Raw genomic sequence first — 12,505 nt, 5'->3', positions numbered from 1 at the left:
GTTACAACAGCTTCAGCTTATTGGAAAACGAATGCGTCGTGACCGGCCTGCTTCAATCTTGCGACGAGATCATCTGCATTTTGCTTTGTACGGAAAGCCCCGGCCTGCACTCGGAACATACCGCCGTCTAATACAACAAACGCGTCAAAGCCTTTGGATTTAAGTGTTGCTGCTAATTCATCTGCATTGGCTTTCACTTTGAAAGCTCCTGCCTGCACTTTATAAAGATTACTTGCTTTTTTTTTCAATTGAAAGGCTTCTTCTAGACCAGTCGCATGAGCGCGAGCGATGCCTTGAAGGAAGGTTGCGTTGCGGAGCTTATTAGCATCAGCTGCTGTATCGATGAAACCATTCTCTGTTAAAATAGCGGGCATAGAAGTTTCTCGAAGAACGTGGAAGTTCGCAGTTTTCTTGCCGCGGTTAGCAAAATCAACCGAGCGGACAATTTCATCATGAAGGGCATTGCGATACGTGGTGGTCGGTGCTGAAACGCCAGGATACACATAGCTTTCAAACCCTGTCCCCCCGCCAGCATTAATATGAATAGACACGAAATAGTCTGCCCCCCAGCTGTTTGCCGCATTCGTACGCTGGGACAAAGTGACGGATTGGTCAGTTGAACGACTTAAGCGGACGGAAACCCCATCATATTCACTAATCAAAATGTCTCTCAACAAAAGCGCGATTTGAAGTGTTATATTTTTCTCCAAAAGTCCATTAGCACTAGCTCCAGAATCTGTTCCTCCGTGGCCAGGATCAATAAAAATTTTCACCATCTATTCATCACCTCGTCTTTATTTTATGAGAAAATAGAAGAATTGCCTGTACAAAATGCGGAAATCATTGAGACTCTTTTCTGCATCATTTGTGATTAAAAAGCTACATTTTTCTAAGAAAAAGCAAATTGTTGGTTTGTCCGCCCAAACGGGATGAATACAATGGAAATAGCACATCATTTCCTGGGAAACCGCAGAAATCCCTACAATATTCGGTATCTCGGGTCATTTTGACAGCAAACTTGGGCTTAAGCGGGCGATTGTCACGATTACAGCTCCACCCGAATAGAATAAAGAGAGAAGAGCGAGAGGTGAATACGTTGGAGCGAGCTGTCACATATAAAAACAACGGCCAAATCAATATTATACTTAACGGACAAAAGCAAGTATTGGTTGATGCAGACTCAGAGGCAGAATACCTAGAAGCCTTGCAGAAAAATGAGGCAAAACACAGCATCTTACGGGAAATAGAGCGTGAAATGAACAGCCTTGTCGGTATGGATGAAATGAAACGAAACATAAAAGAGATTTATGCTTGGATTTTTGTTAATCAAAAACGGCAGGAACAAGGGTTAAAGGTAGGAAAACAAGCGCTTCATATGATGTTCAAAGGAAATCCTGGCACAGGAAAAACCACAGTTGCAAGACTTGTCGGGAAGCTTTTCTTTGAAATGAATGTGCTCTCAAAGGGTCACTTAATTGAAGCAGAACGCGGTGATCTAGTTGGTGAGTACATTGGTCATACAGCGCAAAAAACAAGGGATTTAATTAAAAAATCACTAGGTGGTATTTTGTTCATTGACGAAGCCTATTCTCTTGCACGCGGAGGAGAAAAGGATTTTGGAAAAGAGGCGATTGATACCCTTGTAAAACATATGGAGGACAAACAGCACGAATTCATTCTCATTCTTGCTGGCTACTCCAAGGAAATGGATCATTTTCTTTCTTTAAACCCCGGCCTGCAATCAAGATTTCCAATCAACATCAGCTTTCCTGATTATACAGTTGATCAGCTCATGGATATTGCAAAACGAATGATGGCAGACAGAGAATATGTATTTACACAAGAAGCCGAATGGAAGCTGCGGGATTATTTAATGCACATTAAAAGTACCACAAGCCCGGCAAAATTCAGCAACGGCCGGTTTGTGCGAAACACCATTGAAAAAGCCATACGAACCCAGGCGATGAGACTGCTTCTTGTGGATCATTATGATAAAAAAGATCTGCTGACCATTAAAAGTCACGATCTTCAAATGAAAGAGGATACGCCTTCTTGAAATGGCGTATCCTTTTTATAAAGAGTCACTAAAATAAACCATCCGAATAGTGGTATACGTGTGATGTGTTTGGTATGATGGTACTACTGAAAACTTAAGTACAGAAAGGAAACAACTAACGTTGAATGAACATGAAATGACTGAAAAAGCGATCCTTGTCGGCTGCCAATTGCCGCATGTAACGGATGAACGCTTTCAATACTCAATGGAAGAATTAGCTTCCTTAACTAAAACGGCTGGCGGTGAAGCTGTCAGCGTGATGACGCAGAAGAGAAATAGACAAGACAGTGCAACATATATCGGTAAAGGGAAAGTAGAAGAACTTGAGGTGCTTTGCGAGGAACTCGAATGTGATGTCATTATTTTTAACGACGAGCTTTCTCCAAGCCAGCTAAAAGCTTTGGCGACTGCTTTAGATGTAAAAATTATTGATCGTACACAATTGATTTTAGATATCTTTGCAAAAAGAGCCCGTACAAGAGAGGGGAAGCTGCAAATAGAGCTTGCCCAGCTTCAGTATGCCTTGCCGAGACTAAGTGGACAAGGGATCAGCCTTTCAAGACAAGGGGGCGGAATTGGCGCAAGAGGTCCAGGTGAAACAAAACTTGAAACAGACAGACGCCATATTCGAAACCGCATTCATGAAATTAACGGGCAGTTATCTGCAGTCAAAGAACACCGAACAAGATACCGGGAGCGCCGAAAGAAAAATGGTGTGTTCCAAATTGCCATTGTCGGGTATACGAATGCCGGAAAATCAACTTTGTTTAACCAATTAACAGAAGCAGATAGTCATGAAGAGGACCTGCTGTTTGCGACACTTGATCCAATGACACGTAAGATGACATTAGAATCTGGCTACAGTGTGCTCATTTCGGATACGGTTGGCTTTATCCAAGACCTTCCGACCACACTGATTGCCGCATTTCGTTCCACCCTTGAAGAAGTGAAGGAAGCCGATTATTTGCTTCATGTCATCGACTCTTCTAATGAGGATTATGAAGGGCACGAACGAACGGTTCATGAGCTTTTAGAAGAATTAGAAGCGGATCGTATTCCGATGCTGACTGTTTATAACAAGGAAGATCAAATTAGACCAGATTTCATCCCATCTTCAAAGCATCGCCACATCTTAATCAGTGCTAAGCGCAAAGAAGATGTAAAAAGGTTAAAAGCGGATATTATGGCCGAGCTGAAAAAAGCCTTTTTAAAGCCATATCATGTAAAGATTCCAGCGCATGAAGGCAAGCTCATTTCCGCATTAAAATCAGAAACGCTTGTGGAATCACTAGAATTTCAAAAAGAAGCAGAGATATATGACATCACCGGATATAGTGGTGAGGATCAGAGCATTTTAGGTCAAATCAAGAAGTATATGTTGGAAAGGAATTAAATCAAGATGTTTCACACATTAAAACACGGCAGTATTTTAGAAAAAGCAGCAGCAGAAACAGAACAAGAGATTTTACACGTGCATCAGCAAATTGATCAAACGAGCGAACAAAATGAGTGGCGGGTGCTTGAAAGCTATCGAAAGCACAAAGTCAGTGACTCTCACTTTAATCCGACGACTGGATATGGCTACGATGATATGGGGAGAGACACATTAGAAAAGATTTATGCGGATGTCTTCGGCGGAGAAAGCGGGCTTGTGCGTCCGCAAATTATTTCCGGTACACACGCAATTTCCATTGCCTTATTTGGTGTGCTGAGACCTGGCGATGAATTGATCTATATGACGGGAAAACCATACGATACGCTAGAAGAAATTGTCGGGATTCGCGGGAAAGAAGGGACAGGCTCATTAAAAGACTTCCAGATTGACTACAAAGCCATTGATTTACGACAAGATGGATCCGTCGATTATGAGAAAGTAAAAGAGTCGATTTCCTCTAAAACAAAAGTGATCGGTATCCAGCGTTCAAAAGGCTATGCGTCAAGACCATCCTTTACTATAGAAGAAATTGAGCAAATGATTTCATTTGTGAAAGAGATTAATGAAGAAATCATTGTGTTCGTAGATAACTGTTATGGTGAATTTACTGAATTACAAGAGCCGTGTCATGTCGGAGCTGACCTCATGGCCGGTTCACTCATTAAAAACCCAGGCGGAGGCCTTGCCAAAACAGGCGGCTACATCGTAGGAAAAGAAAAATGGGTAGAAGCTTGCTCTTATCGAATGACATCTCCAGGCATCGGCAGTGAAGCGGGTGCATCGCTGTATGCGCTCCAAGAAATGTATCAAGGCTTTTTCTTGGCGCCGCATGTTGTAGCTCAAAGTTTAAAGGGCGCAGTGTTTACGGCTCGTTTTCTTGAGAAGCTCGGATTCCAAACAAACCCGGCGTGGAATGCGAAAAGAACGGATTTGATTCAATCAGTCGAATTTGGGGATCCTAAAAAAATGATTGCGTTCTGTCAGGCAATCCAGTATGCATCTCCTATTAATAGTCACGTCACACCACATGCAAGCTATATGCCAGGCTACGAGGACGATGTCATTATGGCAGCGGGCACGTTTGTACAAGGAGCCAGTATTGAATTATCAGCCGATGGTCCGATCAGACCGCCTTATACTGCCTACGTTCAAGGCGGACTCACGTATGCCCATGTGAAAAATGCAATTTGCAGTGCTGTCGATGCCTTATTGGAACAGGGTTTTATTGAAGTGCCTGCTCAATAAAAAAATCCATGTTAATATTCCTAACATCTTGTTGACACATAATATAACATGACATATAATAAATTTAAGCAAAGAGGAGGAGACAGTTGAGATGAGTGATAACATTCGCCGCTCAATGCCTTTATTCCCAATTGGGATTGTCATGCAGCTAACAGAATTATCTGCAAGACAAATTCGCTATTATGAGGAAAATGGTTTAGTATTTCCAGCAAGAAGTGATGGAAATCGCCGATTATTTTCTTTTCATGATGTTGATAAATTACTAGAAATTAAAAACCTCATCGAACAAGGTGTAAACATGGCAGGAATCAAAAAACTTTTTGCCAAAGCTGAGGCAGAAAATCCATCGTCTGATACAAAGACGGAGGAAAAAGCTACAGCTAAGCACAACTTGACAGATGATGAACTCAGGAAGCTACTGAAGAAAGAACTCATTCAGGCTGGACGTTTCCAACAAGGAACGACCTTTAGGCAGGGGGATATGTCAAGGTTCTTCCGTTAACCAATTAGCAAAAGCATTGCTATACACATTTTACCTTTTGTAGGGGAGGAGTTTTACGAAATGGCAAAGTACACAAGAGAAGATATCGTAAAATTAGTAAATGAGGAAAACGTAAAGTACATCCGTCTGCAATTTACAGACATTCTCGGAACGATTAAAAATGTTGAGATTCCTGTGAGCCAGTTAGAAAAAGCTCTCGATAACAAATGTATGTTTGACGGTTCATCTATTGAAGGATTCGTACGTATCGAAGAATCAGATATGTACCTATACCCAGATCTAAACACATTTGTTATTTTCCCTTGGACAGCAGAAAAAGGTAAAGTTGCACGCTTTATTTGTGACATTTATAAGCCAGACGGGACACCATTTGATGGAGACCCGCGTAACAACTTAAAGCGTATCTTAAAGGAAATGGAAGAACTAGGATTTAGTGATTTCAACCTTGGACCTGAGCCAGAATTCTTCTTATTTAAATTAGATGAAAAAGGCGAGCCAACGCTTGAACTAAACGATAAAGGCGGATACTTTGACCTTGCGCCAACAGATCTAGGCGAAAACTGCCGCCGTGATATCGTGCTAGAGCTTGAAGAAATGGGCTTTGAAATTGAAGCATCTCACCACGAAGTAGCACCAGGGCAGCACGAAATTGATTTCAAATATGCAGGCGCGATCCGTTCTTGTGACGACATTCAAACATTCAAACTCGTTGTCAAAACCATTGCGAGAAAGCATGGTCTTCATGCGACATTCATGCCAAAACCATTGTTCGGTGTAAACGGATCTGGTATGCACTGTAACCTATCATTATTCAAAAATGGTAAAAACGCATTCTTTGATGAAAAAGCAGATTTACAATTAAGCGAGACTGCTAGACACTTTATCGCAGGTATCGTCAAGCACGCAACAAGCTTTACAGCGGTCACAAACCCAACTGTAAACTCTTACAAGCGTCTTGTACCTGGCTATGAAGCACCTTGCTATGTGGCATGGAGTGCACAAAACCGCAGCCCGTTGATCCGTATCCCGGCATCACGCGGCATCAGCACACGCGTAGAAGTGCGCAGCGTAGACCCATCTGCAAACCCATACCTTGCACTAAGCGTATTACTTGCAGCAGGTCTAGACGGAATCAAAAACAAACTAGACGCACCAGCACCAATCGATAGAAACATCTATGTCATGGACAAAGAAGAGCGCCTTGAAAACGGCATCTCTGACCTTCCTGCAACACTTGCAGAAGCACTCGAGCTGCTAAAATCAAACGAAGTCATGATCAACGCACTAGGCGATCACCTATTCGAGCACTTCATCGAATCAAAAGAAATTGAATGGGATATGTTTAGAACTCAAGTACACCCATGGGAACGCGATCAGTATATGTCTCAGTATTAATAATAAAAACCCCTTGGAGCCATTGGCTTCAGGGGGTTTTTATTTTGGTCAAAAAATGAACGGAACAATATTTTTGGTTCTTGACCAAAATATGACCAAAAAAATTTGAAGTTATGAATTTAACTCCACAATTGATGATACCTAGGATCGTGAATAAACAGACAATAGATAAAATCATTTTTCGCAAATAGTATCATACGTTCACTTTCTGCCGATAAAAAAGAGGGAGGGGATAAAATGTGGAACAAAAATCACTTTAGCATTCACAACACTGCGGAAAAACCTTTTTTTACAATAACTCAAGAAAACGGAAACGTGGATATTCTTTATAAACAAGGTGATGACAAGAAAATCGGTGTAAACACTGACGGCATGTATTTATTAATGCGAGCATGGCTTAAAACTAATCATATGCTAGATAAAGAAAAAAGAGATAAATTAATAGAACTCTTGAAATAGGCATCCTAAGGGTGCTTTTTATTTTGGCGTTTTATTGGCGTAATATTGGCGCAGCATGACAGAAAAAAGCTTAATATTGTATTATGCGATAGGTTGATTGAGAAGCTTTTATAAGAGAGTGTATTTCGTTCGACAAATTCCGCGAAATATTGAAATTCTTAAAATTTAACCGATAATAAAAATTGCTTGTTAATTTGTTTATCGGGGTGAAAGTATGAAAGTTTTTCTTAGTTGGTCTGGTAATTTGAGCAAAGATGTAGCAACAGAATTTAGTGTATGGATTCCACAAGTATTACAATTTGTTAAACCTTTTCTTTCTTCAGAGGATATAGAAAAAGGATCACGGTGGGGGCATGAGATTGCGAAGAATCTTGAAGAGTCTGCCCACGGTGTATTTTTTGTAACTAAAGAAAATATAGGTGCACCATGGATTAATTTTGAAGCTGGAGCATTATCGAAATCCTTAGAAAATTCACACGTTTGGACTCTTTTGATTGACATGAAAAATTCAGACCTTGATAAAGGACCACTTCGTCAGTTTCAAACAACTCTTTTTAATAAAAAAGAGGTAAAAGATTTAGTCAAAGATATTAATAGTGCTAATGAAGAAAATGCTCTCCCTGATAATGTTGTGGACATGAGTTTTGAAAAATGGTGGCCTGATCTTGAAAAGTCCATAAATCAGTTAATTAGTAAGTATCAAGGAGATGCTAATCAAAGCATTAAACCAAAAGAGCCACAGGACACTTCTACTTCTAATGAAATACTTGAAGAAATACTAGGTAGTGTTAGAAACCAAGAAAGATTACTTAAGGATCCAGAACAATTGCTACCCGCTGAATATTTGCAATATGTTTTAAAAAAATATAAACCAGCAAATTCAATATCAATTCATGCAATAAAGGATTTACGTAATTCTGAAGAAGAACTTCGATATCTTCTTAGTGAAATTAATTCAAAGAAAGCAGAGGATGAATTTTTAATTAGCTTATCTAGCGAAATTACGAAAATTTCCAAAGCGTTAAGTAGGGTAACAAATTATTTAGAAAGAGAAGTAGTTGCGAGAAGGCCGCTTTATAAAAAAGGACTCCATGATTTAGTAGAATAATATACAGTTAATAAAAACACAATAAATGAGTATTGAAAAGAAGACTAACCTAAACTTAGGTTTATAAAAAAAGCGCCATGAGGAGGTGCTTTTTTATTTTCTGTAAATCATTCCTGTCTGTCTTCAATATCAAATAGCGGCTAACAAGCAGGGGCAGCTTAAATTAAATAAAAAAGGAGAAGTGAATTCATGGAATGTGGCTATGTAATGTCCTTAAAACAACGCTATTGTATGAAGGACTAGGGCTATGCTGATAAGGAAAACAAAAGATGTGAGATACAAGAGTGAGAACAAAGCGCATTACAGATACTATCAATATTGGATATGGTTAATTGGTGGATTGTGTGGATATGTTAAACTTTTAAAAAAAGGGGTGATTAAATATTTTATACGGTGTATGGATTGATCTTGATAAAATGGAGCCACGCAAATATCACTGTTCCCACTGTGATGCCACAGTTGCTCCAGATGTAGGTTATTCTTGTGTGTTAGATAGTGGCATTGATGGGGTTCAGCTTGGAAAGATTTATATATGTCCTAATTGCAACAGACCTACTTACTTTGAATTGAAAAATGGTTGGATTCAAATCCCTTCACCACGATATGGAAATCATATGGAGCATCTTCCAAAAGAAATTGAACAAGTCTACATAGAGATAAGAGATTGTATGTCTCATAAATTGTATACGGCGGGAGTACTATTAGCTAGAAAGCTATTAATGAATATAGCTGTTGATTCAGGTGCAAAAGAAGGGGAAGGTTTTGTGGTCTATGTGGATTATCTTCAGAATGAAGGTATTATTCCTAAAAAAGGTAAGGGTTGGGTTGATGCCATTAGAAAAGCAGGTAATATTGCGACGCAAAATTCCATCTAGATCAAAAATTAGCAGAAGAAATTGTAACATTTTTAAATTTTTTATTAAGGATTACATATGAATGCCTGTTAAGATGGCAAAAACCTGATTTTGGCATATTTTGGCACGATCTGGCAAAGATTTTGTCTGAGAGCAGTTATGATGGTATTAGGTAATAAATTGAGAGCGGCTTCCGTTTAGGAAGTCGTTTATTTTTGCCAACGGTGTTATTTGTTATCTTTTGCCGATATAAAGGTAGGAGGTGATTGTTTGAATTTTGAACAAAATATTTAATAAGATGGGGCATACCTGGATGGATGTTAATATTTTGGATAGTAACTTTTGGTCTCAACTTTACTATAATGAAATCCTTTCAAAATTTAATTTTTTGATCTGGGAAAATTAGTAGTGTGTATTTATTTCTTTAGGAGTGTTCGGCGTAGCATTAGGTTATATAATTCACCAATTATATTTTGCGTTAAACTGGATTACAAATAAAACACATGTATTTGAAAATGCTCTCAAAGAGGTAGATGATTTTCCCAAACCAGAAAATTGGGGGATAATAGCAATAAGGATTATTTTTATTTTGAATACTTATGGCATAGGAACCTATTAGAACTGAATGAAGAAAAACGCACCTATATTGTTGGAAGATATAGATATCTATTATCAACTGTCCATGGGCTAGGAACTATTTTTGTAAGTCACTTATTGTCTTTATTCTTTACAATATTGTCTGCTATTTATATATTTGGAATATCTTCGATTCCGCTTCGGATTGATTTTTTAGTAGCTTTGCAGATATGATCATACTTATTGTATTGTTGAATTTCAATTATTATTCTGCGAATCTAAACTACATTCAAGGGAAGTTTTGAATACAATGTTAAATAAAGAATTCAAAGATTCTCAATGTGAAGAGAGGGTATCAATAATGATTTATGACATGACTGATTATAATAACACAATTATCTCTATCAACATTTTTAGATGTTTCTGAGAATAATATTTTAGATTTTATTTCAAGAAATAGAAATGCAGATGTTATAGATTTTCTGAAAGAGTTTACGATTCAAGATGATCAATTATTAAAAAGATATTGAATTGGTGAGCTTACATAGTACTGCCAGTATTGATAATTGCCAAATCAATTAAGGGAAAAAGGAATTATTAATTTACAAAAGTTGTTACACAAGAAACACCATTAAAGAAATATTTAGAAAATAAGAATATCCAAATTAATACTAAAGAAAAATACATTTTATTTAAGGGAGACAAAATTGATATAAGTATAAGAAATGACAGTTATTCTTTTAATGAAGAAGAAAAGTTTAAAAACGGAGTAATACATAAATTGTATAATGACTTTCAGATTAATGGATTTTAACTTATGATGATGTCCTTACATATGATGGGTATACAAGAGACAGACCTGAGATACTTTTTTAACTTAGCAAAACTCTTTAAAGATGAAAAATTGAAAAGATTGAAATAATAACGAATATCGACATTATATTATTAAATTTAAGCTACCCTTGATTACTACCGATATTGGACTTTTCAGGTTGAAGGATGAGGATAGTGATTATGGAATTACTAAAGAAAATTATAATTACTTATCTATATTGAAAGAAATTAAATTAAAGAAGTGGGTATCCAAAGTCAATTGCAAATTTAGAATATGGATTATCGGAACTTTACTCGTATGTAAAGCCTGATGTTAAAATTGACAAATAATAATATATTGGAAATTATGACAGAGAAGGACTTCATGTTTAACTATGATATTTGACACTAATAATTAAATATCTTTTATAAAACACTTGGTTTCTCAAGTGTTTTTTTATTAAACTTTAATTTAGGAGAGTCGATGATGCGGCCTAAACCATTGAGAGAATGTATAGTGCGAGTGTGTAGGGAGTTAACAAGGGATGGTTATTGTCCTGTTCATGTTGATGCTAAGCAGCAAGAAGCGAAATATTACAACAAACATGTTCGAGATAAACAAGCAACAAGTTTTTATAAATCACGAGAATGGAAACAGACAAGACAACTTGTTCTAATGCGAGACAATTACCTTTGTCAAAGCTGTTTAAAACAAGATCGTGTCGTTCCTGCTGTCATGGTTCATCACATAGTGGAGCTAAAACAGGATTGGAACAAACGATTAGATTTAAATAACCTCGAAAGCTTGTGTAATAGCTGTCACAACAAGGTTCATGGCAATCGAGGGTCATAGTACCCCCCGGCATTAAATCCCTATAAAACGGCTTCGTGAAGATCGGTGAGCCGTCGTCTGCAAACAAACACCGCTTTTCAAAGTTTCCAAAAACACGAAAAGCCCCCTCGGCGAAAATGCCGAGAGGGCTTGGTGCGACTGGTTTTATTGTTAATTCCATCGTATCTGCTTGGTGAAAAAAACAAGCAAAAAATGCAACTTTTTTGATGTGAAATGAGGTGAGGACATGCCGAGGCCTGCAAAATCCGCGACGCTTCAATTGATACAGGGCAACCCAAATAAAAAGAATACGGAAGAGCTGGCCGCCCGGGCTGAGCATGAGAAGAAAATGAAAATGCGATCTGATAATATAAAACCGCCAACGTGGTTGGATAAAGTCGACAAGAAAGAATTTAAACGGATTGCTGAGTTATTAAAAGAAGTGGACATCATTACGGAGGCGGATATCAGCATGTTGGCCGCCTATTGTAATGCCTATTCTCAATATATTTCTATTACTAAGGTGATAGAGGAAGATGGAATCATGATAAATAAAGAAATCATAGGCAGAGATAATTTGGGACAACCGATATATGATGCTGGAGAAGAACACCCATTATTGAAAAGACAAAAGAACTTCTTTGATCAAATGAAGTCAGCTGCAAATGATTTTGGTCTTACTCCATCAGCCCGTGCAAAACTAGCAATCACTAAAACACAGGAGATCAGAGAAAAGACGGAAGCGGAAAAGGAATTTAATGTATGACAATTAAACAATTTATGATTGGTTATTCCCGTGATGTTATATCAGGGGAAATTTTGGCGTGTCAAAAACACCAATGGGCCTGTGAACGCTTTTTAAAAGATATTGCAAGAGAAGGAAGAGCAGATTTCCCTTATTTCTTTGATGACGAGAAGGCAAGACGATTCCTATTCTGGATGACACAATTTAAACATACAAAGGGTCAGAAAATATTGTACCTGAACCGATTCAGATTTTTATTTTTGGTAATATTTACGGTTGGGTACATAAAGATACGGGATACAGGAGATTCAAAAAAGCTTACTGGCAAGTTGGCCGTAAAAATGCTAAGACACAAAGCCTTGCTTGTGTGGGGGCGTTTGAGGCATTCGCTAATGACGAATACATGTCTGAGGTCTATATAGGTGCAACAAAAGCAGAGCAAGCCAAGATTAAGGTAGTGCTTATTAGGCAAGGAGAGTATGAAC

At 38.0% G+C, this 12,505-nt stretch carries 12 protein-coding genes and 1 pseudogene; 12 read left to right on the top strand and 1 reads right to left on the bottom strand.

What is annotated here, in order from left to right:
* Window positions 1–17: 17 nt before the first annotated feature.
* The gene (locus JJ692_RS12575) at window positions 18–776 is read right to left on the bottom strand and encodes an N-acetylmuramoyl-L-alanine amidase (protein WP_024427042.1); all 759 of its coding nucleotides are present in this window, start codon (window positions 774–776) and stop codon (window positions 18–20) included.
* A gap of 320 nt (window positions 777–1,096) precedes the next feature.
* Here JJ692_RS12575 and spoVK point away from each other — a divergent pair, with 320 nt between their 5' ends.
* The 12 genes and pseudogenes from spoVK to JJ692_RS12520 all read left to right on the top strand — a co-directional run.
* The gene (gene spoVK / locus JJ692_RS12570) at window positions 1,097–2,056 is read left to right on the top strand and encodes a stage V sporulation protein K (protein WP_024424083.1); all 960 of its coding nucleotides are present in this window, start codon (window positions 1,097–1,099) and stop codon (window positions 2,054–2,056) included.
* Window positions 2,057–2,177: 121 nt separating this feature from the next.
* Window positions 2,178–3,449 carry a GTPase HflX gene (hflX, locus tag JJ692_RS12565; RefSeq protein ID WP_073205654.1) on the top strand — a complete coding sequence of 424 codons (1,272 nt, stop codon included), beginning with the start codon at window positions 2,178–2,180 and terminating at the stop codon, window positions 3,447–3,449.
* A gap of 6 nt (window positions 3,450–3,455) precedes the next feature.
* Entirely contained in the window at window positions 3,456–4,736 is a 1,281-nt protein-coding gene (locus tag JJ692_RS12560) for a methionine gamma-lyase family protein (protein ID WP_044330410.1), read from the top strand.
* Between the two features lie 91 nt (window positions 4,737–4,827).
* Window positions 4,828–5,238, top strand: a complete 411-nt coding sequence (locus tag JJ692_RS12555) for a MerR family transcriptional regulator (RefSeq protein ID WP_025093274.1) — start codon at window positions 4,828–4,830, stop codon at window positions 5,236–5,238.
* Between the two features lie 60 nt (window positions 5,239–5,298).
* The gene (gene glnA, locus JJ692_RS12550; RefSeq protein WP_044330392.1) at window positions 5,299–6,633 is read left to right on the top strand and encodes a type I glutamate--ammonia ligase; all 1,335 of its coding nucleotides are present in this window, start codon (window positions 5,299–5,301) and stop codon (window positions 6,631–6,633) included.
* Window positions 6,634–6,870: 237 nt separating this feature from the next.
* Window positions 6,871–7,092 (top strand): hypothetical protein, encoded by a 222-nt coding sequence (locus JJ692_RS12545; RefSeq protein WP_087978152.1) that lies wholly within the window; start codon window positions 6,871–6,873, stop codon window positions 7,090–7,092.
* 214 nt (window positions 7,093–7,306) lie between these two features.
* Window positions 7,307–8,200 (top strand): TIR domain-containing protein, encoded by an 894-nt coding sequence (locus tag JJ692_RS12540; protein WP_087978151.1) that lies wholly within the window; start codon window positions 7,307–7,309, stop codon window positions 8,198–8,200.
* Between the two features lie 485 nt (window positions 8,201–8,685).
* Entirely contained in the window at window positions 8,686–9,075 is a 390-nt protein-coding gene (locus JJ692_RS12535; RefSeq protein ID WP_206533835.1) for a DUF4145 domain-containing protein, read from the top strand.
* Window positions 9,076–9,609: 534 nt separating this feature from the next.
* A complete protein-coding gene (locus tag JJ692_RS19320; RefSeq protein ID WP_481747501.1) occupies window positions 9,610–9,864 on the top strand; it encodes a BA5345 family protein in 255 nt (84 codons plus the stop codon).
* Between the two features lie 1,066 nt (window positions 9,865–10,930).
* Window positions 10,931–11,296, top strand: coding sequence for an HNH endonuclease (locus JJ692_RS12530; RefSeq protein WP_087978147.1), 366 nt, complete (start codon window positions 10,931–10,933; stop codon window positions 11,294–11,296).
* Window positions 11,297–11,522: 226 nt separating this feature from the next.
* Window positions 11,523–12,041: a phage terminase small subunit P27 family gene (locus JJ692_RS12525; RefSeq protein ID WP_087978146.1), complete on the top strand. Its 519-nt coding sequence runs from the start codon at window positions 11,523–11,525 to the stop codon at window positions 12,039–12,041.
* A pseudogene (locus JJ692_RS12520) lies at window positions 12,038–12,471 on the top strand (terminase large subunit domain-containing protein); the annotation flags it as partial. The gene JJ692_RS12525 and the pseudogene JJ692_RS12520, both read left to right, overlap by 4 nt.
* Window positions 12,472–12,505: the final 34 nt, after the last annotated feature.

The sequence above is a fragment of the Bacillus sp. 3a genome (assembly GCF_017161885.1).
GTDB lineage: Bacteria > Bacillota > Bacilli > Bacillales > Bacillaceae > Bacillus > Bacillus safensis.
The sequence above is the reverse complement of the archived record's forward strand: the minus strand, read 5'-3'. Positions and strand labels throughout refer to the sequence as shown.